Source organism: Streptomyces sp. NPDC001904, assembly GCF_040297005.1.
GTDB lineage: Bacteria > Actinomycetota > Actinomycetes > Streptomycetales > Streptomycetaceae > Streptomyces.
Genome location: NZ_JBEOYI010000023.1, coordinates 43529 through 69990, shown reverse-complemented (window position 1 = coordinate 69990; position 26462 = coordinate 43529). Strand labels below are relative to the sequence as shown.

The 26462-nt window shown below is 70.0% G+C and carries 21 protein-coding genes and 2 pseudogenes; 11 read left to right on the top strand and 12 right to left on the bottom strand.

All coding sequences use genetic code 11. The features are described 5' to 3' along the window. The first annotated feature begins 265 nt into the window (after positions 1-265). Entirely contained in the window at positions 266-592 is a 327-nt protein-coding gene (locus ABT127_RS29795; protein WP_351456538.1) for an STAS domain-containing protein, read from the top strand. A 237-nt stretch (positions 593-829) separates the two neighbouring features. On the opposite strand, the gene ABT127_RS29790 is transcribed toward ABT127_RS29795, so the two are convergent. Both ABT127_RS29790 and ABT127_RS29785 read right to left on the bottom strand, forming a co-directional pair. Beyond that, complete coding sequence (locus tag ABT127_RS29790; RefSeq protein ID WP_351456536.1) at positions 830-1615, bottom strand: hypothetical protein; 786 nt, start codon at positions 1613-1615, stop codon at positions 830-832. Between the two features lie 35 nt (positions 1616-1650). Then, on the bottom strand, positions 1651-2196 hold the full coding sequence (locus ABT127_RS29785) for a hypothetical protein (protein WP_351456534.1): 546 nt from the start codon (positions 2194-2196) through the stop codon (positions 1651-1653). Positions 2197-2753: 557 nt separating this feature from the next. On the opposite strand from ABT127_RS29785, the gene ABT127_RS29780 reads away from it, so the two are divergent. The 4 genes from ABT127_RS29780 to ABT127_RS29765 all read left to right on the top strand — a co-directional run bounded on the left by ABT127_RS29780 (position 2754) and on the right by ABT127_RS29765 (position 8474). Beyond that, the gene (locus ABT127_RS29780; RefSeq protein WP_351456531.1) at positions 2754-6269 is read left to right on the top strand and encodes a DNA polymerase III subunit alpha; all 3516 of its coding nucleotides are present in this window, start codon (positions 2754-2756) and stop codon (positions 6267-6269) included. Next, positions 6266-7315, top strand: a complete 1050-nt coding sequence (locus ABT127_RS29775; RefSeq protein ID WP_351456528.1) for a DNA polymerase Y family protein — start codon at positions 6266-6268, stop codon at positions 7313-7315. The genes ABT127_RS29780 and ABT127_RS29775 overlap by 4 nt, the downstream gene beginning before the upstream one ends. 213 nt (positions 7316-7528) lie before the next feature. Next, on the top strand, positions 7529-7936 hold the full coding sequence (locus tag ABT127_RS29770; RefSeq protein WP_351456526.1) for a DUF8825 domain-containing protein: 408 nt from the start codon (positions 7529-7531) through the stop codon (positions 7934-7936). Positions 7937-8156: 220 nt separating this feature from the next. Then, complete coding sequence (locus ABT127_RS29765) at positions 8157-8474, top strand: hypothetical protein (protein WP_351456523.1); 318 nt, start codon at positions 8157-8159, stop codon at positions 8472-8474. Between the two features lie 36 nt (positions 8475-8510). Here ABT127_RS29765 and ABT127_RS29760 read toward each other — a convergent pair whose 3' ends face one another. From ABT127_RS29760 to ABT127_RS29750, 3 genes are all read right to left on the bottom strand, one after another. Then, the gene (locus ABT127_RS29760) at positions 8511-8834 is read right to left on the bottom strand and encodes a hypothetical protein (RefSeq protein WP_351456521.1); all 324 of its coding nucleotides are present in this window, start codon (positions 8832-8834) and stop codon (positions 8511-8513) included. Positions 8835-9722: 888 nt separating this feature from the next. Beyond that, complete coding sequence (locus ABT127_RS29755; RefSeq protein ID WP_351456518.1) at positions 9723-10289, bottom strand: GNAT family N-acetyltransferase; 567 nt, start codon at positions 10287-10289, stop codon at positions 9723-9725. 9 nt (positions 10290-10298) lie between these two features. Further along, on the bottom strand, positions 10299-11636 hold the full coding sequence (locus ABT127_RS29750) for a hypothetical protein (protein ID WP_351456516.1): 1338 nt from the start codon (positions 11634-11636) through the stop codon (positions 10299-10301). Between the two features lie 348 nt (positions 11637-11984). On the opposite strand from ABT127_RS29750, the gene ABT127_RS29745 reads away from it, so the two are divergent. The 5 genes and pseudogenes from ABT127_RS29745 to ABT127_RS29725 all read left to right on the top strand — a co-directional run bounded on the left by ABT127_RS29745 (position 11985) and on the right by ABT127_RS29725 (position 15990). Beyond that, a complete protein-coding gene (locus tag ABT127_RS29745; protein ID WP_351456513.1) occupies positions 11985-12359 on the top strand; it encodes an ATP-binding protein in 375 nt (124 codons plus the stop codon). After that, a complete protein-coding gene (locus ABT127_RS29740; protein ID WP_351456511.1) occupies positions 12356-13321 on the top strand; it encodes a radical SAM protein in 966 nt (321 codons plus the stop codon). Before ABT127_RS29745 ends, ABT127_RS29740 begins: the two co-directional genes overlap by 4 nt. 10 nt (positions 13322-13331) lie before the next feature. After that, positions 13332-14465 carry a methyltransferase domain-containing protein gene (locus ABT127_RS29735; RefSeq protein ID WP_351456509.1) on the top strand — a complete coding sequence of 378 codons (1134 nt, stop codon included), beginning with the start codon at positions 13332-13334 and terminating at the stop codon, positions 14463-14465. Between the two features lie 137 nt (positions 14466-14602). Next, positions 14603-15575: pseudogene (locus tag ABT127_RS29730) on the top strand (transposase); the annotation flags it as partial. Between the two features lie 208 nt (positions 15576-15783). Further along, the gene (locus ABT127_RS29725) at positions 15784-15990 is read left to right on the top strand and encodes a hypothetical protein (RefSeq protein WP_351456744.1); all 207 of its coding nucleotides are present in this window, start codon (positions 15784-15786) and stop codon (positions 15988-15990) included. 136 nt (positions 15991-16126) lie between these two features. Here the strand turns inward: ABT127_RS29725 and ABT127_RS29720 are convergent, their stop codons facing one another. Beyond that, the gene (locus tag ABT127_RS29720) at positions 16127-16660 is read right to left on the bottom strand and encodes a DUF4232 domain-containing protein (RefSeq protein WP_351456507.1); all 534 of its coding nucleotides are present in this window, start codon (positions 16658-16660) and stop codon (positions 16127-16129) included. A gap of 202 nt (positions 16661-16862) precedes the next feature. Further along, positions 16863-18386 carry a chitinase gene (locus ABT127_RS29715; protein WP_351456505.1) on the bottom strand — a complete coding sequence of 508 codons (1524 nt, stop codon included), beginning with the start codon at positions 18384-18386 and terminating at the stop codon, positions 16863-16865. A gap of 668 nt (positions 18387-19054) precedes the next feature. Between ABT127_RS29715 and ABT127_RS29710 the strand changes: the two are divergent. Next, positions 19055-19315, top strand: a pseudogene (locus tag ABT127_RS29710) (transposase family protein); the annotation flags it as partial. 267 nt (positions 19316-19582) lie between these two features. Here ABT127_RS29710 and ABT127_RS29705 read toward each other — a convergent pair. Genes ABT127_RS29705 through ABT127_RS29685 form a run of 5 tightly spaced genes read right to left on the bottom strand, consistent with a single transcriptional unit; the run spans position 19583 to position 26455 of the window. Further along, positions 19583-20317 (bottom strand): phosphotransferase, encoded by a 735-nt coding sequence (locus ABT127_RS29705; RefSeq protein ID WP_351456502.1) that lies wholly within the window; start codon positions 20315-20317, stop codon positions 19583-19585. Then, positions 20310-21668: a UDP-glucose dehydrogenase family protein gene (locus ABT127_RS29700; protein WP_351456500.1), complete on the bottom strand. Its 1359-nt coding sequence runs from the start codon at positions 21666-21668 to the stop codon at positions 20310-20312. The genes ABT127_RS29705 and ABT127_RS29700 overlap by 8 nt, the downstream gene beginning before the upstream one ends. Further along, positions 21665-23470 (bottom strand): ABC transporter ATP-binding protein, encoded by a 1806-nt coding sequence (locus ABT127_RS29695; protein ID WP_351456498.1) that lies wholly within the window; start codon positions 23468-23470, stop codon positions 21665-21667. Before ABT127_RS29695 ends, ABT127_RS29700 begins: the two co-directional genes overlap by 4 nt. Continuing rightward, complete coding sequence (locus ABT127_RS29690; RefSeq protein ID WP_351456496.1) at positions 23467-25155, bottom strand: ABC transporter transmembrane domain-containing protein; 1689 nt, start codon at positions 25153-25155, stop codon at positions 23467-23469. The genes ABT127_RS29695 and ABT127_RS29690 overlap by 4 nt, the downstream gene beginning before the upstream one ends. A gap of 43 nt (positions 25156-25198) precedes the next feature. Next, positions 25199-26455 carry a radical SAM protein gene (locus tag ABT127_RS29685; protein WP_351456493.1) on the bottom strand — a complete coding sequence of 419 codons (1257 nt, stop codon included), beginning with the start codon at positions 26453-26455 and terminating at the stop codon, positions 25199-25201. Positions 26456-26462 lie beyond the last annotated feature (7 nt).

The window sequence follows — 26462 nt, the reverse complement described above, 5'->3', positions numbered from 1 at the left end:
AGCTCACGCGACTGCGCGTCCTGTAGTCCCCACATGCAGGAAACGCACGGAGAATCCACGCACCGCCCTGAACCCGCAGTGCGGATTTTCGCCATCGACGCTCGGCTCCCCCAGCCCGCCGGACGCCCCTGGGTCTTCACCCCGCACCAGGAGCACCCGTGACCCGGAATCGCGCACCGCATGACATCCCGCCCTCGCGCCGGCGGCACCCATGCGCTGCCATGGCGTTCCAGTGACTCGGGCTGGCCCGTGGCATCAATTCGAGGTGATCCAGACCAGCCTCGGCGATCCCCCCGTGCCGATCATCCACCTCACCGGCAGGTGCTCCCGCTGGCACGGTGCCACCGACCAAGTCGACCAGATTCTGCGTGCCCTCCCCCGCGGCGGCGCTCTCATCATCGACGTCGGCGCACTCACCTACTCCGACATGGACTTCCTGCGCCTCCTCCTCGACGCGAGGGCACACCACACCCTGGTCCTGGTGGGCCCTCTATGCCCTCCCCTGCACCACCGGCTGCACACCACCGGCACCAGTGAACTGTTCGAGTTCAAAGCCACACTCAGCGAGGCCCTCACCCACTTGCGTCGATAGGCCGACGCCTGGTGCAGCCCAAAGTCAGCAGGAACTTGACGAGTTCCGGCGCGTCGCCCCTCCGCACCTCTGCCCCATCCCAGAGGTGATCTCAACCTCGCCCCCGGACCGGGCCGCTGAGGGCTTGCAGTCCGTGGGCGAGCGCTGTGCTATCAGGCCATTTCGCACGCTTGTATCTGCAGCTTCCGGTGCCTGCGAACTCGTTTGCTGTCGCGGCGTAAGCGCGAGGCACACTCGCTACCTCGGCTGCGCTCCTGCCTTAGAACGCTGGCCTTCGGCGATGGCGATCTCGACCACGCGACGAAGAGCCATCTGGTAGGCCGCGGCGTTGCCGGGCTGCTTCTGCCCGTTCCGGACAGTGACGGTTGCGCTCTGGAACGCACCGGGAGCAATGCCGAGGTAGCGGCCGGCGGCGGCACGCGTGTGGCCGGTGGCCATCTGCACGAGGCGGATGGCGGCGTCGCGCCGTAGTTGGCGTACAGGTGCACGGAGCGCGCTGAGGGGTGCGGCCCAGTGTTCAGGCAGGACAGCGGGGATGGTGCGGGGGTCGAGACGCCCTCGGTGGGTAGCAGGCTGCGGAAACAGCGCGGGATGCCCGACGTTCCTGTGCTTCACGCGGACGCTGGCACGAATGGCCGCGCTCATCCTCGGTGAGCAGTGCGGGGCGAGTTCTCGTAGCCGAATGTGGGTGGTGCTGGTCGAGGGAAGGCCGGACACCAGCCGTATGAGGGTGGTCGGGCCGTCCGGATCGTCGAGGATCCCGACTGCCAGGGTCAGCAGGGCCGCGGCGTACAGCGGTTCGGCGGGCAACTGCCCGAAGGCGCGAGCCGTCCGGCTGCCTCCCCTGCCAGCCGTGCGCCGGTCTGGAAGGGCACGGAGACACTCGCCGAACTGGGTGAGGATCTTGATCTCGGCTGCGTCTGCCAGCATCTCGGGCGCCGTCGGCCAGCCGCCGCGGAGCGCGAGAACGCCAGCCCGGACGTCGTTGAAATACCACCTGCTCAGTTCCGTGGTGCAGGCCACGGCGGCGCAGGTGAGCTTGGAGACGTGGGGGAAGGTCAGTGCTTGGTCGCCTGCGGCGGGGTGCTGCGCTCTGGGTACTCAGGGTCTCCTTCGAGGAGTGCCGATCCTGTTGGCGGGTGTGACTGCTGGCGTTGGTGGGCGACGGCGAGTGCGTCGTTCTCGGGAGCGTTGGAGCGGTTGTAGGGGCGTGCGATGAGCATGTAGAGGAGCCCTGTGGCAAGGATGGTGGCCAGGCCGACTAGGACGATCCACTTGTCGACGAAGGAGAGGCCGGTCGCCTCTTTGGCGGGAAGGGCGAGTACGGCCATCGCGGCGATCCCGTAGAGGAGGGCGGCGATGTTGATGGGGAGGCCGGCGCGGCCCAGGCTCCAGTTCCCCGCGGGCTTCCATCCCTTGACGCGCTGGCGGAGTGCGGCGAGGACGACCATCTGGAAGCACAGGTAGATGCCGATGACGGCGAAGGCGGTGACCCGCGGGAGGCTGCCCGGGTAGGCGTATACCCACAGGCAGACGGCCATGGGGAGCAGGTGCAGGATCAGCGGGAAGCTCCCAGCCAGAGTGCGCCGGGGCAAATGCGACACGCCTGCCAAAAGCACGTGCGTACGCAATATGCACGGACGCCAGCACCGCTCCCCCTCGCCAGGACAGTCCGCCGCCTCCAGCCAGATTCGCCGCTTGGATTGATCCGGCCATCGCACGCCTGAGGAGAGCGAGCGACGGGTGTCCAAACAAGATCGAGACGCCACCTCCTTTGCCCAGACTTCCGCGAGGCGAGCGCCCCGTCACCCAGAGACCTTTGAGACTGCCCGGACATCACTGAGACAGGACACCAGCCCCCACCCTCGGGCAGGACAGCGACACCTTCGGCCAGGGCGTCCTCGACCGGATACTCCGCCGCTCCCTGCCAGCTCCCCCCTCCGCGCGCACTACTCCGCCCGGCCGATCACGAACCACGACGCCGCGATCCTGCGGATGTGCCCTGTGGTCTGCGTAAACGCGTGGTGCCTCCTGTTCTACCGCGTGACCCGTGAGGTAGAACAGACGTGCGTGTTCGATTTCTGTTCGAGTACCTTGGTGGCAGACGTACGAATGAGCCATTTGGCGCGAATCGTGCCCTAAGCGACGGAGGTGACCGGTGATGCCCGCAACAGCGGCGGTCCACCTCCACGCCGCCTCCGGCTACTCCGCCCGCTACGGCGCAGCCCTCCCCCACCTTCTGGTCCAGCGCGCCGCCGAGCGTGGCGTCACTGCGCTGGCGCTGACCGACCGCGACACGGTCGCCGGGGCGGTCCGCTTCGCCAAGGCCTGCGCCACGCTCGGGGTCCGGCCGCTGTTCGGCGTCGACCTCGCCGTCTCCCCCATCGCCACGGCGGCCGCTACGCGCTCGCGGGCGCGGATGCCGGTGCGTGGCGGTGCGCACGTCGCACAGGCCCGGCACCGGATCACGCTGCTGGCGCAGACCGCGGCCGGCTGGGCGCACCTGTGCCGGATCGTGTCCGCCGCCCACGCCCGCCCGGTCGAGGGCGTGCCGGTCGCCGGCTGGGACGTGCTGCAGGAGCACTTGGGCGACGGCCTGGTGGTGCTGCTCGGCCCGGACGCGGAGCCGGTGCAGGCGCTGTCCGCGGGCCGCCCCGACGTCGCCGAACAGCTGCTCGGGCCCTGGCAGAAGGCGGCCGGGCCGGGCCTGCGCCTGGAGGCTGTGTTCCACGGCCGGACCGGCACCGGGCCGGGCTCGGCGCGGCTGGCCGGGCGGACCGTGCAGCTCGGTGACCACATGGGTGTGCCGGTCGTGGTGTCCAACGCGGTGCGCTATGCCGACCCGGGTCAGCATCGGCTCGCCGACGTCCTCGATGCCGCCCGCCTGCTGCGCCCGATCGACCCGCGCTCGACGGACAGCGGTGAGCGGTGGCTGAAGGGCCCGAGCGAGATGCGGGCGGTCGCCGAGCGGATCGCGGCCGCCGCCGACTGCGGCCCCGAGCGCGCGGCCGCGCTCCTCGCCGAGACCGATGCGACAGCAGCCTCTTGCGTCCTCGACCCGGTCCGGGATCTGGGGATCGGCTCGGCTCACTTCCCCGAGCCGCACGTGGTTGGGGCCGACCGGGAGCAGGGCGGGGCGATGCGTCTGCTGCGCCAGCGCTGCGAGGCCGGCATGCACGCCCGCGGCCTCGAAGCCGATCCGGCCGCCGTGCGACAGCTCGACTACGAACTCGACGTCATCGGCCGCCTGCACTACGAGGCATACTTCCTCGCCGTCGCCCAGGTCGTCGCCGACGTGCGCGCCATGGGGGTACGGGTCGCCGCCCGCGGCTCCGGCGCCGGATCGATGGTCAACCACAGCCTGTTCGTAGCGACGGCCAATCCGCTGGAGCACCGGCTGCTGTTCGAACGGTTCCTGTCCGAGCGGCGCACCTCGCTGCCGGACATCGACCTCGATGTCGAGTCCGCCCGCCGCCTGGAGGTCTACGACAAGATCTTCGAACGGTTCGGGAGCGCGCGGGTCGCGGTGACCGGCATGCCGGAGACCTACCGGGCGCGGCACGCGCTGCGGGACACCGGGCTCGCGCTCGGGATCGCACCGCAGGACGTCGACCGGATCGCCAAGAGCTTTCCGCACATCCGGGCCTGCGACATCCGCTCCGCGCTCGCCGAGCTCCCCGAGCTGCGCCAACTCGCCGCCACCCAAGGCCAGTACGGGGACCTGTTCGAGCTCGCCGAGGGCCTGGATGCGCTGGTACGCGGCTACGCGATGCACCCCTGCGGCGTGATCCTCTCCAACGCGACTCTGCTGGACCGGCTTCCGGTGCAGCCCACACCCGGCGGCGACTACCCGATGGTCCAGGCCGACAAGGAGGACGTCGAAGATCTCGGCCTGCTCAAGCTCGACGTGCTCGGGGTGCGGATGCAGTCCGCGATGGCCCACGCCGTCGGTGAAGTCCGGCGCGTCACGGGCCGTCAGCTCGACCTCGACAACCCCGACCACGTCGACCTCGGTGATGAGGCGACGTTCGAGATGATCCGGCGCTCCGACACGATCGGCTGCTTCCAGATCGAGTCACCGGGTCAGATGGATCTCGTGGGCCGGCTGCAGCCGCGCCACATGCAGGACGTCATCGCGGACATCAGCCTTTTCCGTCCCGGCCCGGTGAAAGGCGGCATGCCCGCGCGGTTCATCGCCGCCCGCCACGGCGCCGAACCCCACTACCCCCACCCCGACCTGGTGCCGATCCTCGACGACACGAAAGGCGTCGTGATCTGGCACGAGCAGATCATCGCGATCCTCGTCCGGATGACCGGCTGCGACCGCGCCGCCGGCGACGTCGCCCGCCGTGCCCTCGCCGATCCCGAGCGCCTGCCCGGCGTCGAAACCTGGTTCAAGGCGGCGGCCGCGAGCCGCGGCTACGCACCGGCCGTGGCGGAGGAAGTCTGGGCGGTCATCCGCGAGTTCGGCGCCTATGGATTCTGCCGCGCGCACGCGGTCGCGTTCGCGGTCCCGGCGGTGCAGTCGGCCTGGCTCAAAGCCCACCATCCGGCCGCCCTGTATGCGGGGCTGCTGGAGCACGATCCGGGAATGTGGCCGAAGCGCGTCATCGTCGCCGACGCGCGCCGCCACCAAGTGCCCGTCCTGCCCGTCGACATCAGCGAGTCGTCCATCGCCTACCGCGTGGAGGCCACGGCCAGCGGCTGGGGTGTCCGGCTGGCCCTGTCCGAGGTGAAGGGGATGAGCAAGGTCGAGGCGGAGCGGATCGCCGCCCACCAGCCCTACACCTCACTGCCCGACTTCTGGCAGAGAGCCCTCCCATCGTTGCCGATCGCCGAGCGGCTCATCGAGATCGGCGCCCTCGACCGGATCAAGGGCCCGGTAACCCGGCGGGATCTGCTGCTGCAGGCCGCCGAGCTCCACCGCCACGCCCGCAACCGCACGACCGCCGAAGGCCAGCTCGCGCTCGGCGGGGAACTCATCAGCAGCGAGCCGGCCGGCCTTGCCGAACTGACCGCACGCGAGCGCCTGTCGGCCGAACTCGACGTGCTCTCCATCGACGTCTCCACTCATCTGATGAAGCACCACCACCGGCTGCTGCGCGAGCTCGGCGCCACCGGCGCCGCCCACCTGCGCGAACTGCACCCCGGACAGAAGGTCCTGGTCGCAGGGGTTCGGGCCTCCACGCAGACCCCGCCCATCCCGTCCGGCAAGCGCGTCATCTTCGTCACCCTCGAGGACGGCTCCGGCCTGGTCGACCTGGCGTTCTTCGACGACTCCCACGCCGCCTGCGCCCACACGATCTTCCACTCCGGACTCCTCCTGGTCCGCGGCACCGTCGAAAAACGCGGCACCGACCGGCCCAGCGAAGGACACCGCGCGCGCCGCACCGTGGTGGGCGAGATGGTGTGGGACCTCGAGGAGGTCGCAGCCACACGCCGCGACCACGGCGTCCAGGCCGCCGTCGAACTCATCGGCCGCACCGCCCCGGCCTCCACTCCCCCGCAGCCCGCCACCGAACCGGCCACCACCACAGGGCACGGGCCCGGTGGCCGCACCCTGATCGACGGCACCGCGGGCGCGCAGCTGAATGCCTGGAGCGACCTCCAGCCAGCCGGCAGCCGCGCGGCCGACCTCCGGCGTCTCGGACACCGCTCCCCCGGGAGCGCAGGATGACCCGCACCACCGCCTCCGCAGCCGACAGGCTCGGTACCGGTGCGCGCGATCGCGCCGTCCTGCGGGTGCGCTTCGACCTGACCGGCAGCGACGCCCAAGAGGTCCTCTACGAGCAGATGCTCGGCCTGGTCGAGGACATCACCCCCGTCTACCAGCCACACCCCGCTGACCACAGCGCCGACCTCGACGTCACCGGCGCCCTGACCTTCTTCGACCACAGCCTGTCCGAGATCGCGGCGATGCTGCAGCTGCGCGCCATCGCCCTGCACGGCGTCCGCGTCACGATCGGCGGCGGCCGCTCCCCGATGCTCGCCGCCATGGCCGCGGCCGCCGCACCCCACGGGGGCACCCTCGTGATCGCGGCGGACGACGAAGCGGTCACCAGGTTTCTGCGCCCGCGGCCGCTGACCGACCTGCCCGGGATCGGGCCCTCCACCGCCAAGATGCTCGCCCGATACGGAATCACCACCATCGGCCACCTCACCACCACCCCCGCCGGCACCCTCGCCCGGATCCTCACCCCGCACGCCGCACGCGAACTCGCCGCCCGCGCCGCCGGTATCGACCACCGCCCCGTCCTGCGAACTGCGCTCGTACGCTCCACCAGTGCCCACCAGCGCTTCGACCGGGACGAGCTCGAGCCCGACGCCCACCGCGCGGTCCTGCTCGGCCTCGCCGACGAACTCGGCACCCGTCTGCGCGGTCAGCGCGAAGTGTGCCGCGGCCTGTCGATCACCGTTCGCTACGCCGACCGCACCCACACCACCCGCAGCCGCCTCCTGTCTGAACCGACCCAGCACACCCCCGCCCTCACCACCCTCGCGCACACGCTCTACGAGCAGCTCGGCCTGCAACGCGCACGCGTCCGCGAACTCACCCTGCGCGCCGAACAACTCGCCCCCGTCGAGGGTGCGCACCACCAGCTGCTGTTCGATCCCGTGGACGAGCGGGACCACCGGGTGGAAGGGGTCATCGACGCCGCCCGCGCCAAATTCGGTGATCACGTCATCAAAGCCGCTGCGGCCGGACGTCGGAACCACTCCTGATGTTGCGCAGGTCGCGCCTCCTGCTCCGAGAGCGCCGGGGAGCGGGTCGGTTCGGCTTGGGGCAGGCCCGGGGCGCTGGCCTGGCCGCGATGCTGGCGCCTGCGGCAGTCAGTCCGGCCCTGACTGCAGCGGCGGGTGGGCCCCGGGTGAAGGCGGTGAGGCCTCCGATGATGTGCCCGTGGAATGTCCGAGCTGAGTCGTACGCTCGAGCACATGACCGATGCCCCCGACGCCGCTCCCTTCCCCTCCGACCTGCTCGCCGCGCAGAAGCTGCTGGCCGAGCTGGGCGCCCAGCTCGCCGCCTTCGCCAAGGAACGGCCCTGGTCCCTCGAACCGGTGGAAGCCATCAGCGACACCCAGGGCTGGCGCGCAATGGAACGCCCAGCCTCACCGGGATGGAGCGACGACGACAGGGCGGCGTACGCCACGCTGTGGGAAGAGCTGCGGAAGACCGCCGCACTCGTCGGCGGGCACAGGTACTGGGCGGCCTTCGAGGGCCCGGACCTGGTGAAGCGGCGGATGCTGCTCAAGCACGATCCGGCGGCGCTCCCCACGCCCGTGAAGCCCGCCCAGGTCGACGCCGACGCCCCGGCCGTGGAGGACCTGGCGCAGGCCGTCTGAACATTTTTCCGGCGCGGATCCTGTCCTTTCGGGTCCGAGCCCGCCGCGGCCTCGGACCCGGGCCCGCCGTGCCCGTATCGAACCCTGCGCCTGAGGTGGCCATCCGACAGCGGCCGGCCAGGCCCCGCGCGCCTCCAGCCGGCACTGTCCGCTACGAGGCGAACCGAAGGTGAGTACCGCTACTCAGGCATCGGGGCGTCCAGTCCTGCAGACTCCCCGCATGGAGTGGAGTCGGACCGAACTGCTCGTGGATGCGGGTGCGGCCATCGTCATGACTGTCGCCGTCGCGAGTCTGTGGTCGCTCACCCTGATGCTTTTTATGCGGGCGTTTTCGCGGGCGCTCGGTGAAGCTCTGCAGGTGCAGGGTGTGCAGCCCGCAAAGCCGGGCGAGATGGCTCTTCTCTGCGTACTGCTGTTGACCGCGCTGGCCGGACCGGTGCTGCTGATCTGGCTGGCTTGGACGCACCACTTGTGGCTCACCACAGCCGCACAGCTGGCCCTGCCCTTGTGCACGCTCACCTGGCTGCGGGCGCGGTAGATACGGGCACCTCGGCGAATACGGGCGGCCGCGCTTTCAGACGGTGAGGGCGGCGGGGCCGGCAGGGTGGTCAGAGACGAAGTCCAGGAGATGGTCGGCGTTGCGGGCGAAGCGGACGACCTTCTCTCCCGGCGCGAAGTCGGAGCCGGCCGCGATGCACAGCACGAGCAGCGTGCGGTGCAGCTGCTGAAGCAGGTCGACGGAGAGCGGCACCGCGGGCAGGTCCTGATAGCCCTCGCTCTGCTTCTGCAGGTTGGCCAGCGCGGCGGCGGCCTGGTCGCAGTTCTTGGTGAGGCCGTACTGCAGCAGCTCGGTGACCTCGGTGAGGATGCGGGACGGCACGGCGATCAGAGATGTCATGGCTCATCACTACGGCCAGAGCCCACCGGCAGCAATTCGACAGTGGCCGCCCGGTCGTGCGCCCTGGGTCCTCAGCCACTCGTGGTCCGCGGCCGGCTGACGGGGCGCCAAGGTCTGTGCACATCTGCGGGATCAGCGGCACCGCCTGCATGAACGCACCGATCTGATCAGCGAGCGGTGTGGCGGCAGGCCGCGGTGAGCGCCGGATCCACCCCGGCCTGCTTCGACCACCCGCACACCACCCCCAAGTCGGCGTACGTCGACCTAGGTTGTGGGGCGACCGTGCGGTGACGAGGCACCGTCGCCCGCCGGTGCGGCGCGGCCGACCGGACCTCCACACGGCGCCCGGCGGGGGCCCGCACGACCGGAGCGGGCTGGTGCACCTGCCCGACGGAACGGCGCGGCCGGTGCGGCCGTAGCGTCGTCTGCGACGGCGCCGAGCGCGGCGCGTGCCGCTTCTTCGACGCGCGCGGCTTCTTCGGCGCTGTGTTCACCAACGCCTCGCGCGCTGCGGGCTGCACCGGGGCCCGGTCTGTGGTGATGGCTGCGGGCATCGGTTCGCGACTGCCGTCCGGCACCAGCTGGCGGTGCACGGCAGGAGAGCGGAGGTCGGGTCCCCGCCCGTCTACGGTGGCGCACCCTGTGGCTCCCACAGCGAGCATGAGGGACAGGACGAGAAGGAGACGGCGGCCGCGCATACGCCCAGCCTCCCGGTCTCCGGGAGGGCAAAGGACCGTGCCACGCCCGCATCCACCACGACGAGTGAGGCAGAGCGGTTCGGCTGACGCGTTCTGGCGTGAAGTGCCAGGCAGCGCCGCCAGCAGGAGTGACGTTCCGGCGGTGGAGCGGCCGCGCTCGGCGCAGCCGCCCTGTTCGCGCCGCGCGGCGTCAGGCGGTGCTCGTGCGCGGTGTCTTGGACCATTCGTGGTCGAGGATGGCGTGGACGACTGAGTCTCGCCATGTGTCGCCCTTGCGGACGTGCTCGCGGATGACGCCTTCCTCGACCAGGCCCGCCGCGGTGAGGGTGCGGGCGCTCGCCGTGTTGAGGGGCGAGCGGGCACCCCAGATGCGGTGGAGGCCGAGGTCGTCGAACCCGAAGGCGAGGAGCTGGTGGACGGTTTCGAGGCCGTGCCCGACTCCCCAGGTGTCGGGGCGCAGTGCGAACCCGATGGTGGCGCCCTGGGGCTGGTGGGGGTCGAGGGCGAGCCGTGCGAAGCCGATCACGTCGCCGTCGTCCTGTGTGGCGACGGCGAGTGCGTATTCGGAGCGGGGGTCGGCCGTGGCGGACTGGACGGCCCGGTCGATGATCTGGCTGACCTGTTCGCGCGAGCGTGGTTCGAACGACATGTGTTCCGTGGCTTGTGCGTTGCCGTAGACGGCGAACACCGCGTCCACGTCGTCGGGGTGGAGTTCGCGCAGGCGCAGGCGCGGGCCAGCTCGGTCGACCGGGTACATGCGTGAACCCTATCCCCGGGCCCCGCTGGGCAGAGCAGGCCGTCGGGGCGGGTAGGCCGCAAGCTCCTCGGTAAGGCCGCGGGTGGTGACGGCGGTGCGGGCCGGTCCGGCCAGGAGGGCCTGTCGGACGCGTAGTGCGGAGACGATGACGCCGTTGTTGCGGAAGGCCGGGGGCAGGTCGAGGACGGGGCGGATCGCGGCCGCGGCGCCGTCGAGTTCGTCGCTGTTGAGGAGGATCAGCGCCTGGTTGCACTGGGCGCCCGCGAGGTCGCCGAACGCCCAGTCGGGGGCCGCCGGGTCGGAGAAAGCGCGCACGGCGCTCTCGGCCTGGTGGGCCAGGTCGGGAGTGCCCTGCCCCAGGAGGGCGCCGGTCTCGACGGTGTAGTAACCCTGCTTGGCCGGGGAGTAGGTGAGCAGGCCGCCGAGTTCGTCGAGTTCGTCGGGGACGACGTGCTCGCGGCGCTCGGTGGCCTGCAGGTTCGCAGCTTGGGCGGTGGCGGCGTCGCCGAGGACCGCGGCCGCGCGGGCCTGCAGGCCGAGGAGCCACAGCCCGACCGTGCCGTGGAGGTCGGCGGTGAGCGCGCTGCCCTTCTGCGCGTAGAACAGGGCGTCGCCCGGCCGGTCGGCCCAGTACTCGATGAGGGACTGCAGGCCGTGGACGAGTCCAAGGAGCCCAGTGTGTTCGGCGTCGCGGGCGAAGCTCACCGCGAGCAGGCTCATGGTGCGGGCCTGTTCTCGGTCCTCCATGTCGTTGAGGCCCTTGGCGACGAGGAAGCCGAGGATCGCGGCGGCGAAGTTCAGGTCGCGTAGCTGCGAGGGCTTATGGCGGCCGGTCTCCAGGGTGCTGATGACCTGGTCCTGGGCGTCGAGGAGTTCGTCCCAGATCTCGGAGAGGGGCACGCGCGGGTAGGCGGTGACGAGCCTGGCCACCTCGGCGTGCAGCAGGGGGATCGTGTTCTCGCCCACGCGGTCGCGGTCGGTGTCGAGAACGAACTGTCGGGCGCGTCGGACGGCCATGGTGCCGCTCCTCCTCATGTCGCGGAGCTCCGCGCCGGTCTCGGCGCGGGGTGCGATGTGCGGTGTGCCGACGAGGGGAACGAAGTCCGGCGCGGTGCCGGCCGGGACGTCCGTCCAAAGGTCGTCGATGGAGTAGCCGAGCATTTCGACGAGCACGGGCCGGTAGGCGCGCTGGGGGCGGCGCCCGTCGTAGAGCCAGCCCTCGAAGGTTCTCGGGGCGGGATCCACGCCGGTCAGGTGCAGGCGGGCTGCAGCCTCCCGGAAGGAAGGCATGAACTCGTCGTGGCTCTTGATGCCGCGCCTTTCCAGCGCCAGCCGGAAGAACAGCACAGGTGCCTCCCTCTCGCCGCCCGCCAGCACATCGCAGTCCCGACGGTAGATCCCACACCTACCAACTTGCCCTAATGGCCGCCCACTTGACCATTCTGGCGTGGTTCCGGCGTCCGTCCGGCGGGGGACGTCAACCCGGACAGCTTGTTCCGGCGTCGGGTGGTGGGTAGCTCCGTCGGGCTCCAGTTGCCAGCCTGAAGTGCTCAAGGAACCCCGTCAGTCAGAAGGGTGTGCCCCGTGGGCGTGGACTCACCACACACCAGAGCAGCGCATCAGTCCGCGGTCGAGACGGCAGGGCCGTCGACCGCCCCCGCTCCCGTCGTTCGGGAGTGGTCCATAGAGAGCACAATGGTCTACGAGTTTCTGCCCGCCATACGGGGCCACGTCCGGCGACGTCTGACGCTGTGGGGCTGGGCGGGTGAGCACGACGAGGCGACGCTCATCGCGAACGAACTGACCACCAACGCGCTCAACCACGGCCGTGTCGTCAACGGCCTGATGGTCGTGCGTATGGCGCTCCTCGGCGACGGAACGCTCCTCATCGACGTGTCCGACCCGCTGGCGGCCTTCCCCGGATTCAGCGTGGAGCGTGCACCGGTGGGCGACGACGAAGAGCGTGGGCGGGGCCTGCTCCTGATCCAGTGCCTGGGCGGGACACCGTCATGGTGGCTACGCGCCGGCGGCGGCAAGACCGTACGCGTCGCACTGCGGAGCACGCGATGACGACGGCCGGCCTGTTCGGCGCCCCCGGCTACCGGCTGCTCGGCGGCTGGTGCGGGGTGGGTGCCCGCGCCGGATCCTGCACCATCAGTGACAGGAGGACGAAGATGACGACCGTCCCGCAAGCACCGGCTGTCCAGGGCGTTCCGGCGTTCCTGGAGTTGGAGATCACCGGCCAGTGCCAGCTGACCTGCCCGAAGCTGTGTTACGCGACGGCCGGCCCCAAGAAGGGCCACGGGTCCATGGCGACCGCGGACTGGAAGACGCTGATCAGTGAGGCTGCCGAGATCGGAGTGCGGAAGGTCCAGTTCATAGGCGGTGAGCCGACACTCCACCCGGACTTCGAGGAGCTCGTGCATCACGCTCTCCACGTCGGCCTGGACGTGCAGGTGTACACCAACCTCTACGCCGTCTCGAACATGCACTGGCGCTGGTTCACGCACCCGCGCGTCTCGCTGGGCACGTCGTACTACAGCGACGTCGCCGAGGAACACGACCGGGTGACCGGCAGGCCGGGCTCCCACACGGCGACCCGGGCGAACATCGTGCTCGCGCTGGCGAAGAACATCCGGGTGCAGGTCGGCGTCGTCGGAGTCTTCGACGGGCAGCGGATCACGCAGGCGCACGACGAACTGGTGGCGCTCGGGGTGCCGAGGGTGAACCTGGACCACGTGCGCAGCGTCGGCCGCGCCGAGGTCCATGAGCCGAGCCGGGCCGATCTGTGCGGCCGGTGCGCAGACGCCCGGGCCGCGGTCATGGGCGACGGCACCGTGGTGCCGTGCGTGCTCGGCCGGTTCCTGCCCGCGGGCAATGCGCGCGACGATGGTCTCGCCGGCGTGTTCGGCGGGGCTATGTGGAAGGAGATCGCGGCGAGCATCCCGCGCGCTGCGACCGGGTGCCCGCCCGCGGACTCCAACGACTGCAGCCCGGCGAACACACCGGCCTGCGATCCGGCCTACGACTAGGAGCAACAACATGTTGTGGGAACCCAATGCGCGGTCCCTGGCCAACACGGTCGCCCGGCACGATCCGGCGTGGCGGTTCGCCGTCAGCCGGACGCCCCGTCACCTCTTCGTACCGCAGTGGTGGGAACAGGCCGGCGACGGATGGCGCCTGCGCACCGACGAGGGAAGTCCGCGGGCGCATCTGGCGGCCGTATACCGCGACAGCACGCTGGTGACACAGGTCGACGACCATCACGCCGACGACGCAACCGAGGGCGACATCCTCACAACGGGCACGCCGACCTCGTCGTCGACGCTGCCGAGCCTGATCCTGAGCATGTACCGGCACGCCGCCATCGACGACGACAGCCGGATCCTGCTGACCACGGGCACCGGCTACGGAACCGCGCTCGCCTGCTCACGGCTCGGCAGCGCCCAGGTCACGTCCATCGACATCGACGCCCGCCTCGTCGACGTCGCCACCACACGTCTCGCAACGCTCGGTATGAAGCCGCGGGTCCTCCAGTGCGACATCACCGGCCCCGAACTGCCGGACCAAGTCGACCGGATCGTGTCCACGGTGTCCGTCCCGTCCATCCCGGCCTCATGGCTGCAGGCGCTGAGCCCGCAGGGCCGCCTGGTGACGACGATCGCGGGCACGGGCCTGATCCTCACAGCCGACAAGACGCCCGACGGCGGAGCCCACGGCTGCATCGAGTGGGACCGCGCCGGCTTCATGCGAGCCCGGCACGGCACCGGCTACGACCAGCTCCCAGACGGCCTCTGGAAGGACGCCGAGAACGGCGACGGAGACCGCCAGCTCGTAAGCCGGTACCCGCTGCTGTACCCGCCCGACGCATGGGACGTCATGTCGATGATGGAACTCCAGAGCCCCGGAATCGAGTACCGCAGAACCGAAACCGACGGCGTGCGCACAGTGTGGCTGCTGCACCCCGACGGGTCATGGGCACGGGCCAGCACGGACGGGTTCCTCAACTCCCCGACCGTGCAAGAGGCCGGCCCGCAGCAGCTGTGGTCGCGGCTGGAGCGAATCCGGGACCGGCTGAACCGGGAGGGAGCGCTGCCACTGTACGGCGCCACGGTACAGATCACCCCGGACGGAGCGACGACCTTGTCCCGCGGAAACTGGAAGCACACTCTGTGAGCTTGTCCTTTATCGTCCGGCCTCGAACGTGTTTCACACGTGAGTGGGGTTTGCCCAGTTCAGGACACGTGGGAACGGCCTTCCGCTGATGCTGTGCTCCGTCACAGATACACCGCTCAGCAGGAAGGCCGTGGGGGATGAGTCTGCCGTGTGCGAGTGCCTCGCAGGACATGATCGGGCAACTGTCATGCTTCCGGACGGAGTTGTACGCGTGCCTGACCACGCGGGGTGACGCGCTTTTCGAGCTGGCGGACTCCGTGCTGTGCACGGATGGGCCGGTCAGGACTCTGGTCGACCTCGCACTGGCGCCGGAACACCGACGTGGCCACGGGGGTCTATACGGCGGATTGAACCAAGGCCGGATCAACGTTGCACGACTGCGCCGGGCTCTGGCCTCGCTGTCCCTTCCGAAGGCTGCTGGCGGTCGGCTCGTCCTGGCGGTGGATGTCTCGCCGTGGCTGCGGCCCGATGCCGCGACCGGCCCGGACCGCTCGTTCTGCCACATCGTTCTGCCACACCTACGGTCGCGGCGAGGCCAAGCACCAGATGATGCCGGGCTGGCCGTACTCGTTCGTGGCCGCGCTGGAGACGGGCAGTACTTCCTGGACCGCGATCCTCGACGCAGTCCGTCTTGCGCCGGGCGCCGACGTCGCCGCACTCACCATCGCCCAGCTTCGTGACGTCGTCGAACGTCTCATCGTCGCAGGCCAGTGGCACGAAGGGGATCCGGAGATCCTGGTCGTTCTCGACTCCGGAGATGACGCACCTCGCATCGCCCACTTCCTGGCCGACCTGCCCGTCCAGATCCTGGGCCGGCTCCGCTCGGACCGGGTGATGCGCCGGCCGACCCCGAAGCGCGTCGACGATCCGAAGGGGGGCCGACCGCCCAAGCACGGCGGCGAATTCGTCTTCGGCGATGCCGTCACCTGGGGCCCGGAGCAAGCCGTGACGGTCACCGGCACCCGCCACTACGGCACCGCGACCGCACAAGCCTGGGACCGGCTCCACCCCTGGCTCACCAGGCAGGCCGCCTGGCTCGACCACGACGGCCCGCTGCCCATCATTGAGGGCACCGTCATCCGCCTCGTCGTCGAGAAGCTGCCCAGCGGTGACGTGAACCACATGCCGCTGATCAAGGCGCGCGGCCCGCTGAAGCATGCATGGCCGACGGAAGCACCCAGCCGTCCCGTCGGCATGCCCCATTCAAGAGCGGCTTCTGACGGGCTTTGCCGCATGTCTGCCGCAACCGGCCCGCAACCGCGGCGGTCGAACGCCGGACCTGGAGACATCCGGTGTCCGAGGCTGTCGGCCGCGCCTGTTGCGTACTCGTCCGCTCTTCATCCTGGGGGAGCCCGTCAAGGGCGGCTTCTTCGGTGCGCAGCCCAGCCTGACCGACCTCACCGACGACGACCTGCGGACGACGACGGACCTCCGAGACGTGTACGCGACCTTGCTGGGCGGCGTCCTCGGCACGGACCCGGCCAAGGTCCTCGACGGCCACGACACCACCCTCGACTTCCTGTGACCACACCCGACCCGTGGATGCACCCACGCGGATTCGCGCGTACGCGCCGGAACTCGATGTGCCCACGTGCGAACGGCCGAGCGCTCTGGGACCCCACTCGCCGAGCGGGGTCCGAGAGCGCTTGCCGTGACCGGGATCAAACGGTGGGCGGGGTGTCGCTCCACGCCGTCAGCGAGAGACGGCCGTGGTCGACGTCCTGCTTGAACGGGACGACGCTGTGCGCGTTTCCGCCCGTAGGCGATATCTGCAGGTAGCGCGCTGCGGCAGTGTCGGCTCCGGTGTGCGTCCACACCAGGTCGGCGTAGGCCGAGTCGTCGGCCTGCAGGGCCACGGCGAGGCTTCCCGGGTCCTGGGCGAAATAGGTGTTGCCGTGGTCCGGGTGCGTCGACAGGGCGGTGTGACCGCTGCCTTCGAGGACGATTCCCGCGTAGCCGGACAGCGTGCAGGTGGTGTCGCCGGTATTGGTCACCTTCAGGAACGTCCCGGCGTGGTTCATGCCCGCCTGCTCGGAACCGAGGTGCGTTGTCGTCGCCTTCAAAGTGCCCGGCTGGCACGCCTGCGCGGCCCCGGCCGTGTCCGATGGGGCACCGGACGCGAGGGCTGTTCCCGTTCCCGCGGCGGCGAAAGCGAGTGGGGCGGTGACCGCGACGGTGGCGCGGGAGAGAGCCATGTTCGTTCCTCCTTGCGGTTGGTGCTCACGTGCGGAGGTGGCCGCGGCTGCCTCCGCTTGAACGCCTCTCCCTTGAGCGCGGTACCAATGTCACCAAACAGTCCCAAGCGATCGGATGAGGTTCGTTAAGGCCCGTGTGACGCTGTTGTCGGCCACACCGCCCCCCGGGGTCTTGGCGGGCGTCCCCAGTGCGGCGCGGGGCTCAGCAGGCGCCGAGGTCCTGCCAGACACCCCACTCCCCGGTGGTGCCGGGCTCCTCGCCCGTCGTCCACCACTTGGCCTTCCAGGTGTGCCCCTTGTACGAGACCTGCTGGCCACCCGTGTAGACCGTGCCGGAGGCCCACGGCGCCGCCGTGCACTGGTTGCCGCTGCCCCCGGTGACGGTCAGCGTGTACGTCGTCGAGTGCGCCGCCGCCGTACCCGCGCCGCCGACCACGAGTTGGTACGTGCCGTTGACGGCCGCCGCGGTCGTCGTGACGGTGAGCGTCGAGGTGCCGCCGGCCGTCACCGACGCGGGGCTCAGGGTGGCGGTGACACCGGCGGGTGCGCCGCTGACTGTGAGCTTCACCGTCTGGGCGCTGCCCGCGGTGACCGAGGTCCGCACCGTCGAGGTCGTGGAGGCGCCGGCCTTGACCGTGCCCGACGCCGGGGCCGCGGTCAGTGAGAAGTCGTCGCTCGGCGCGGTCGTGCCACTGGTGAAGGGCGCGAACACGTGGGAGAAGTCCCAGGTGTTCTGCTCGATGCCGGAGCAAGTGTCGCCGGCGGCGCCACCGGGGCAGCTGCCGTTGTCGCGCTGGAGCGCCCAGAAGGAGATCAGGTTGATCCCCTTGCTGTTCGCCCAGTCGTACACGTCCTTGGCGTTGGCGAGCGTGAACGTCTCGGCCGGGCCGAAGTCGTCGACGCCGGGCATCTCGGTGACGCCGATCATGCCCCAGAGCTGAGCCGCGGTCTTGGTGGGATAGAGCTTTGCGAGCTGGTTGTACAGACCCTGGGCGGCGGTCTTGGTGTCCTGCGCCATGTTGTGGGTGGCGTTGTCGTAGTAGTCGAACGTCATGAGGTTGACGACATCGATCCGCGCGCCGTTGGCCACCGCGTTCTTGAGCACGGCGAGTCCGCTCGACGCCGGGCCGCCGGTCGTCGTCGGCAGCGTGTATGAGATCTCCAGCTTGCGGCCGCTCGCGGCGGCCCAGTCCTGGACCTTCTTGATCGCCTTGTTCCGTCGGTCGATGCCGGCGGTGTTGTCCAGGGAGTCCACCTCGATGTCCATGTCGAGGCGGGGGATGTCGTAGGTCGAGACGACCTTCTCGTAGACGGCGGCGATCTGGTCGACGTCCGTGCAGCTGTCGGCGATCTCGGTTCCGGTGGTGTCCGCCGTGAACCCGCCGAAGGACGGGATGACGTCCCCGCCCCGCCCCTGGATCGTCTTGATGTCGGCGCCGAAGGACGACGCGGCGACGGGCAGCGAGGTGTCGCCGTTCCAGTAGGCGGTGCAGGATCCCTTGGTGGCGGTCTGGAGGAACGCCATCGTGAGGTGCTTGGCCCCGGACTGGGCGCTGAGGTCGGCGGGGCTCTGGCCTGTCCACGACTCGAAGTACGGGGCGAAGACGTGGGCGGGGAGCGGGGTCGCGGCCTGGGCCGGGGCGCCGGCCACGGCGGTGAGGCCCAGAGCGGCCACTGCGGTTGCCGCCGCTGCGACACTGGCACGGAGGGAGCGCATACGTCTCATGGCCATCCAAGAGGTGAGGCGGCGTCAGCTCAACTGTGACGCGCGGGAGATGCCTACGGAATAGCCCTGCGAGCAGAGGCATGTCAATGGTCTGCACCAAGTAAGGACTAGACCAATCCGAGAGGCTCTTTCGGCGCCCGCCCCTGACGCTTCGCTCTGTACGCCGTGAGGATGCTGGTCGGACGCGCGAACAGGTCCGCGCGCATGCTCCGCCCGGATGGGACCGGCCTTCGAACCATGAACTAGGTATCCGCGTTGTCGATCCTGCCGAGGTCGCCAGTGTGCACCCAACCGTTGCACAGGACCTCGGCGGTCAGCCCGGAGCCCTACAGGGAGGTTTTGGTGGGCCGCCTGAGGCGCAGAGGCTAGATCGATCAGGGCTGCGTAGATTAATTCAGGTCACTCCACGCCCACGGCGGAGCGAAATGCCATCAGGATCAAGTCCGAGTCGGAACTGCTTCTCGTTCCGACACCGCTTTCAGCAAGTCGACGAGGGCGTACGGGGTGTCGAGCGAACGGTGAACTGCCGATCTTCGGCCGGAGACCGCGTGGACGCCACCATGGTTGGGCCCGGCGTCCACGCGGCGTCCCATGATCACCTTCGGTGACTGCCCGCAGGATGCCTGCTCATGCGGCTCGCTGCGCGCGTACAAGCTGGTGCAGAGCGCCGAATCGGCACTCCGGTCCTGGCCGACTGCGCCTACATCGGAGCGAGTTCGTGGGTGACCACCCCGCGACGTCGGCCACCCGGAGGCGAGCTGACACCGACCCAGAAAACCGTCAATCGAGCGCTGTCGCGGGCTCGGGCAGCCGTCGAGCGCGGCCTGGCCCGCCTGAAGACCCGGAAGATCTTCCGCAAGGCACGATGCAGCCCGAATCGAATGACATCAATCGCCACAGCCGTCCTCCACCTGGAACGGCAACGCTGAAAGAGCTCACTGCTCCACCCAGCAACTACCGAAGGCGCTCTGATCTCGAACCTACCCATGCTGCTTGGCCCTGGATGTTGTCGGTGCTCACGGTTTCGCACCTCTCAGTTCTTCATCACCATTCCCTCGCAAGCCTGACCGCGCTGACCCGCGCGGCCGTCGCCACTACCTTCCGGTACTGGATGGAGTTGAGCTCGGCTTCTTCTAGGGGTGCAAAATGGAGGCGCCTGACCTGGGCTTCTACCCGTCAGGCTCCTCTACGGGTCCTCACAGGTCGGCTTCAAGTGCCTGGCGCCGCTCGGCCACCCACGTCTGAGCGGCGTGGATCTGGTCCGGAACGCCCGCGCGGACGAGGTCTCGCAGGGCGGGGTCGCCGCCACGGGCGCCCGCCCGAATGCCGTTGGTAGTGCGTTCCTGCCACCACAGGACCGTAGGGACAAGACGTCCCCGGTCGTCGACAGTGAGCCCGTAGGCGTCGGACACCAGGCGCAGTCGGCCAGCGGCCCACGCGGCGTCCGTTGCGGGGCCGAGATCGAGAAACTGCCAGCACAGGTGGGCCACGTCGTGAATACGCAGGCCGGGAGAGGCCAGGTCCCAGTCGATGAGAGCCACCGGCTCCAGCAGCGTCCCGTCCCGCCGGTACACAGTGTTGCGGGGCGAGAGATCGTTGTGGCAGACCACCTCGCCGCCCTCGGCCAGCGGATGCCCCTCGGTGAAGTCGTGTGCGCGGCGCACCAGCGCGCACACCTCGCGCAGGGCATCGTCGGTGCGGACCGCCGGATCGCCTCCTTCCAAGGGGACGTACCCGGCCACGTATTCCAGCACTTCGCGCCCCTGCGTGTCGCTACCCAGGTGCCGGGGCGCGCCCGGCCAGTTGTGCTCCTCGAAGAGGCCCAGGAGCCGACGCACGTACGGAGACCGGGCGGTGGAGCTTTTCCGGACGGTCCCCTCGACGAGCACTGCGCCGTTGACGTAGCCGCCGGGGAGGGGTTCCTCAAGCATGGGCGAACGGTTCTCCTTCTGAGGCATCGTGGCGCGTGGCGGCCTGTCCCGGGACAGGCGGTCGCTGCGTGAGCAGGCCGCGTCCCACTCCCATATACCGGTAGCCGGCGTCCTCCATGCCGGACGGGTCGAGCAGGTTCCGTCCGTCCAGGATGACGGGAGTGCGCATGGTCGGGCGCACGGCAGGCCAGTCGACCTCCAGCAATTCGGGCCATTCGGTGACGACGAGGGCGGCGTCGGCCTGCGCCAACGCCTGGGCGGGGCTCGGAAACCGGCTCACGTGGCGCCAAGGGGTGGTGTCGGGCAGATTCGCCAGCGGGTCCCAGCAGCGCACCTCGGCCCCTTCCGCAAGCAGGCGGGCGGCCAGCACCGTGCTGGGAGCCTGGCGCATGTCGTCGGTACCGGGTTTGAAGGTCGTGCCCAGCAAGGCAATTCGGGCCCCGTCGAGTCCGCCCAGGGCGGCACGGAGGCGGATGATCGGCCGGCGGTGTTGGAGCTCGTTGACCTCGATCACGGCATCCAGGAGGTGCGGGGAGTGTCCGGCGTTCCGTGCCATCTGCTTCAGTGCCAGGGTGTCCTTAGGGAAGCACGAGCCGCCCCAACCGATGCCGGCTCGCAAAAAATGGCGACCGATGCGTGGGTCGAGGCCGACGGCGCGGGTGACGTCGACGACGTCTGCACCGACCAGGTCGCAGATGGCGGCGATCTCGTTCGCGAAGGAGATCTTCGTGGCGAGGAAGGCGTTCGCGGTGAGTTTGACCATCTCAGCGGACTCCACGTCGAGGGTGACCACCGTGCTGGGGATGTCCTTGTGCAGGTCGGTGACGCAGGAGGCGGACTGTTCGTCCCAGGCGCCGATGACGATGCGGTCGGGACGGAGGAAGTCGGAGACGGCGGTGCCCTCTGCGGTGAACTCGGGGTTGGAGGCGTATCCGACGTGTCGTAGCCCGGCTCGATCGAGGGCGGCGCGCACCCGGGCCCCGGTGCCGACCGGAACGGTGCTTTTGACGACGACCGCGGTCAGGTGGGTGGCGTCCCGCAGGGAATGGACCACGGCGAAGACCCGGCTGAGGTCCGCGTCCCCAGCCGCCGTGGGCGGGGTGTCTACGCAGATGTAGGCCACCTCGGCCCCTCGGACCGCCTCTCCCGCGTCGACGGTGAAGGTCAGCCGGTCGGCGTTGTGGGTGAGGAGCGTGTCAAGACCGGGTTCGTACAGCGGCGTGCGACCGGCGCGCAGGGCCGCGACGGCCTCGGCACGGATGTCGCACACGGCAACGCTGTGTCCCAGTTCCGCGAAGCAGGCTGCGGTTACCAGGCCGATGTAACCAGCCCCGAATACGGCGATCCTCATGGCTTTCGGTCACCCTTCTTGTCGATGCTGGGCGCGGTGGTGCGCGGGGTCGGGCGGTGCGCGGCGGACCCGTGGTGGGAGTGCCAGAGGCGGGCGTACTCGCCACCCTGCGCGAGGAGGGTGTGGTGGTCGCCCAACTCCGTGATGCGGCCTTCCTGGAGAACGGCGATCCGATCGGCGGCCCGAGCGGTGTGCAGGCGGTGCGCGACGGTGATGAGCGTGGAGTCGCCCAGCCTGTCCGCGAGGAGGCGCTCCAGTGTGGCGGCCATGGTCCGATCCAGGTCGGAGGTTGCCTCGTCGAGGACGACGATGGGCGGCGCGGCGATCAGGACGCGGGCCAGTGCGATCTGCTGGGCCTGCCGGGCGTCGAGAGTGGCTCCGCCCGCGCCGACCCGAGTTGCGAGACCATGGGGCAGAGCGGCGAGCCAGGAGCTGGCGCCGACCGCGTGCAGGGCGTCTCGAAGTTCGTCGTCCCGGGTCTCCGGCCGGGCCAGTGCCACGTTGTCGCGCAGAGTTCCGGCGAAGACGTGCTGGTGCTGTTCGACGACGGTGACGAGGTTACGCACCGTCGCGCTCGGCAGGGAGTCCAGGCGTACGTCGTCGAGTCGGACGGAGCCGCTCTGCGGTTCGCGCAATCCGGCGAGCAGTGTGGCGAGGGTCGTCTTGCCCGCGCCGCTCGGCCCCACGAGGGCCAGGTTCTCCGCGGGCGGCACGTGCAGGTGTACGTCGTGCACGACGGTGTGCCGACCGTCGTGGGAGAAGGTCAGCCCGCGGGCGGTGAGCGCGGGGCGCCGGGGAACATGCGGGGGCTGCGGGGGCTGCTCCGGGGGAACCGGGATGCCGAGCAGTCGGACGAGTGCCGTGTGAGCGAGGTGCAGGTCGTCGACGTAGTAGGAAACACGGTTGACGGGTTCCGCGAACTGCTGGGCGTAGACGGCCGCCGCGGTGACGGCGCCGACCGTGGCAGCCCCGTGCTGGTGCAGGACGAAGCCGGTGACCAGCACGGCGGGCAGGGGGAGCAGGCACACCATCCCCAGCGTGGGCAGCCATACTGTGCGCAGATTGAGAGTGCGCACACCGGCCCGGAACCAGCGGTCGATGTCCTCGGCCGTGCGTCGCTCGCGCACCGCGGCCAGATCGAGGGACTCCACGGTGCGGGGGTGCGAACTCGTTTCGATCAGGCCCTCGCTGAGCCGGGCGTAGGCACGTGCCTCGGCCAGGTACCACTCCGGGGCGCGTCGAAGGTACCAGCGGCAGAGTGTCCCTGCGAGCGCCAAAGAAAGCAGGCACGGCACCAGGTACAAGGGCTGGAGCACGGCCAGGGCGACGACGGTGATCACCACGGTGAGCAGGGAACTGACGAGCTCGAAAAGGGTGAACCGAAGATTCTTGGACAGGGTGGTGATGTCTCGGGTGGTGCGCGTCAGCAGATCTCCGACGCCCGCGCCCTCGATGGCCGCGGTGGGTAGAGCGACGGCCCGGGACATGGCTTCCTCGCGCAGTTCGGCTAGGAGGTCCTCGCCCAGTGCGCGGGCTCGTAACCGCGCCTGCCGGGTGAGCAGGGTCTGGAGGAGAAGGAGGAGCGTGCCGAGGGCGACGACGGGCGCGACGGCGGTGTCGGTGTCGTGCGCGACGGCCGCGGCCACCAGATGTCCCATGATGGGTCCGACCCCGAGCCCGGCGACGACCGACAGTGCGTGGATCATGAGGACGGCGCTCAGCGGGCGCCGTCTGTCGCGGCCTACCGCGCGCAGGTATTGAGCGATGCCGCGCTGGTCGGCGACGGGAAGAGTGACGTTCACGCCGGTGTCTCGCCCGCCCTTCCGCTCCCGCCCGCCGCGCCGCTCGCGCCAGTGGTGGCGGGGATGCCGGTGACCGTTCGGGTGATGTCGGCGAACGTGGCGAAAGCCGGGCTGTCGGTGACGACGACGGTGGTGCGCCCGCGCCGGTGGGCGGCCAGCCCCTGGGCCATCCGCATCTCCGTGTGCGCGTCGACGGCCTGGGTGGGGTCCAGGAGGATCAGCACCTCGGGATCGGCGATGAGGGATCTCGCGACCAGGAGCCGCTGGCGCTGTCCGCCGGACAGGGTGTGCCCGCGCCCGCCGACCCACGAGGCGAGACCGTCGGGGAGCGTGCGCAGCAGGTCGGTGGCGCTGACGGCCGCGAGGGCCTCGGTGATGTCCTGATCGTCGTGGTGCGCGTGCGGGTCCAGCATGTCGCGCAGCGTGCCGGCGAAGAGGCCGGAGAGCGGGGTGGTGAGCACGACGGTGCGGTGCAGGTACGCGGGGTCGAGCCGGTCCAGGGGGATGCCGCGCAGTTGCGTACCGCTGGGGTGGTATCCAGCCAGCTCATCGGCCAGCCGGGGGGCGAGGGCCGCGTCGTGGACGGAGAGGACCACGAGCGAGCCGCGTGGGACCGTGATCCCGTGGGCGGGGTGGTGGAGTTCGGGTTCCGACACCGTCGCCAGGGGGAGGTCTCGGGTGCCCCCTCCGCCCGTGGCCAGGGCCAGGATCGCGATCAGTCGGTCGGCGGCGACGAGAGCCTTGGCCGCCTTGTCGTAGAACTCCGCCGCGGTCTGTAGGGGTACGACGAGGAACGCCGTCAGGCCCGCGAGCGTCAGCAGGGTGCCGGGGCTCATCGCACCGTCCAGGGCAAGGCGTGCGGCGATTCCCAGGGTGAGCAGCCCGAACAGGCCGGGGAGCAGCACATTGGCGGAGTCGACGATGGTCTCTGTGCGGCTCAGCCGTACGGCGATGGTGCGGGCTCGCTGCGAATGGCGCCGGTAGCGGCTCAGGAAGTGGTCCTCGCCGCCGGTGCCCCGGAGCACGCGGAGCCCGTGGACGGCGTCGACGGCGGAGATGCTCAGGTCGTCGACGGTTGTGCGCAGTGCCTGCTGCCCTCGCGACAGCGGGCGCATGACGGGGCGGATGCCCAGGACGAGCGCGGGCGTCACGAGGAGGATAAGAGCGCCGAGCAGCGGTGTCGTGGCCAGGAGCAGGAACGAGACCGCGGCGAAGGCGACGAGGGCTCCGGCGGCGCGCGCCGCGATGCGCAGGAAATCACCGATGGGCGCGATGTCTCCTACGGCGACGCCGGCCATGCCGGTGCCGTTGTCCTGTGCCGCGTGCCTGCGGCCTTGGGCGCTGTGTCTTGCTACCAGGAGCATGACCCGGCTGTTCGCCGTGCGGGCACTGCTCTCCGAGAAGCGGTTGCGCAGCGCGCCGCAGGCGTGGAGGGCCAGGGCGAGCCCGGTCAGGGGCCCGCAGCCGATGAGGGCGGTGCGCGTGGTGGCGCCGGATGTGGCGAAGAGATCGTCGACCTGCCGGCCGACCAGGACGGGTAGGCCGGCCTGCGCGAGCATCCATGCGATGCCGAACAGGCAGGCTGCGGTGATGGTGCGTGCCTGCTGCCCTGCCAGCCACAGCAGGAGCCGGGCCGGGGAGCGCAGATCAGGCCCGCCGGCCGTGCTCAGGCGGGGTCGGCGCATGCGAGGTCCGTCCCGTCGGCTGGCCGGGTGGTGCGGCTGACCGTCATGACTTGTCGAGGGCGCGCAGGCTGTCCGAGAGCATCCTGGTGGGGACCAGTACCTGGCCTGCGGGGTCGGTGTCGCCGCCGGCGAACGGGACGGCCGGGACCAGCTGGGGGTCGCGGCTGCGGACGATGTCATCGTGCGTGGCACTGGACACGATCCCCGCAGCCCGATCCGGGTGGACGAGGTATTCGAAGTCGGTGTAGCGCTGGGCGTAGGTGTAGCGGCACGGGGCGAACGCATCGGGGATGTGTCCGCTGAGATGCGCGCGACGCAGAGCCTGCCACTTCTCCCCGTTCCAGATCTCCTCGAACGTGTTGTCCTTCAGGGAGCCGAGGGTGTACTCGTCGCTGCCGATGAGGTGGTCGCAGAATCCGACAGCTCCGTCGTAGCGGACATAGGCGTAGCTCCAGGGATGCATGCACGCCGGTGTCCGGACCATCTCCGGGAGCGCGAGGGACGGGTCGGGAGCCGCACCGAGCTGCACGACAACTCCGTGGGCGCGTCCGGCCTCGGCGGCCCGCACATATGCCTCCTGGGTGCGGCCCAGGTCTTGGCGCAGGTGGGAGGGGTCGTCGAGGTGGGCGACGAGAGGGTGAATGACGACCGGGGAGATGTCGAGGCGGGCCGCCAAGCGCACGATGTCGGGGAGCTCGTCGAGGTTGTCCATGCTGGACACGACGTTGAAGTTGACGTGGTCACGAGGGACGCCGTACCGGTCACGGGCCGCCACCAGCGACGTACAGGTGCGTTCGAGGCGGTCCAGGGTGCCGCCGGCCCGGAGCTTGTCGAAGAGCTCGGGGGACGCGGCGTCGCAGGAGACGGTGACGATGCCGTGCCCGCGCATGAGGGTGTCCCACACGGCGGGTCGGTTGATCTGACCGTTGGTCACGACCCTTACGCGTACGCGGTGTTCGAGTGCGCGCAGCACCAGGTCGCCGAACCCCGCCAGCATGGTGCTCTCGCCCCAGCCGCGCACGTCCACGAGGTGAGCGTCGGGGAAGAGTTCCTCGGCGAGCCGGTCGAAGACTTCCTCGTCCATGTTGAGGGCGGGGTCGTACTTCTCACCGAAGCGGCACATGGGGCAGCGCAGATTGCAGTTCTGGGTCAGTTCGACGAATAGCGCGAGGGGCCTGCTGCGCAGGACCGTGGCACCCTCGCGGTACTCACGGATGTTCAGTTCCTGGTTGTCGCGGCGGCGCTGGGTCATGTCGAAGGGGTGCACGGGAATGTCGAGCAGCCGGTCGTCGGCTCGCATGGTCCTT

Coding starts and splice junctions, on each gene's coding strand:
- ABT127_RS29720 (WP_351456507.1), bottom strand. CDS start 16,660: ATGGCTCTCTCCCGCGCCACCGTCGCGGTCACCGCCCCACTCGCTTTC.
- ABT127_RS29745 (WP_351456513.1), top strand. CDS start 11,985: ATGGTCTACGAGTTTCTGCCCGCCATACGGGGCCACGTCCGGCGACGT.
- ABT127_RS29755 (WP_351456518.1), bottom strand. CDS start 10,289: ATGTACCCGGTCGACCGAGCTGGCCCGCGCCTGCGCCTGCGCGAACTC.
- ABT127_RS29735 (WP_351456509.1), top strand. CDS start 13,332: ATGTTGTGGGAACCCAATGCGCGGTCCCTGGCCAACACGGTCGCCCGG.
- ABT127_RS29690 (WP_351456496.1), bottom strand. CDS start 25,155: ATGCGCCGACCCCGCCTGAGCACGGCCGGCGGGCCTGATCTGCGCTCC.
- ABT127_RS29715 (WP_351456505.1), bottom strand. CDS start 18,386: ATGAGACGTATGCGCTCCCTCCGTGCCAGTGTCGCAGCGGCGGCAACC.
- ABT127_RS29780 (WP_351456531.1), top strand. CDS start 2,754: ATGCCCGCAACAGCGGCGGTCCACCTCCACGCCGCCTCCGGCTACTCC.
- ABT127_RS29765 (WP_351456523.1), top strand. CDS start 8,157: ATGGAGTGGAGTCGGACCGAACTGCTCGTGGATGCGGGTGCGGCCATC.
- ABT127_RS29760 (WP_351456521.1), bottom strand. CDS start 8,834: ATGACATCTCTGATCGCCGTGCCGTCCCGCATCCTCACCGAGGTCACC.
- ABT127_RS29770 (WP_351456526.1), top strand. CDS start 7,529: ATGACCGATGCCCCCGACGCCGCTCCCTTCCCCTCCGACCTGCTCGCC.
- ABT127_RS29685 (WP_351456493.1), bottom strand. CDS start 26,455: ATGCGAGCCGACGACCGGCTGCTCGACATTCCCGTGCACCCCTTCGAC.
- ABT127_RS29775 (WP_351456528.1), top strand. CDS start 6,266: ATGACCCGCACCACCGCCTCCGCAGCCGACAGGCTCGGTACCGGTGCG.
- ABT127_RS29740 (WP_351456511.1), top strand. CDS start 12,356: ATGACGACGGCCGGCCTGTTCGGCGCCCCCGGCTACCGGCTGCTCGGC.
- ABT127_RS29705 (WP_351456502.1), bottom strand. CDS start 20,317: ATGCTTGAGGAACCCCTCCCCGGCGGCTACGTCAACGGCGCAGTGCTC.
- ABT127_RS29700 (WP_351456500.1), bottom strand. CDS start 21,668: ATGAGGATCGCCGTATTCGGGGCTGGTTACATCGGCCTGGTAACCGCA.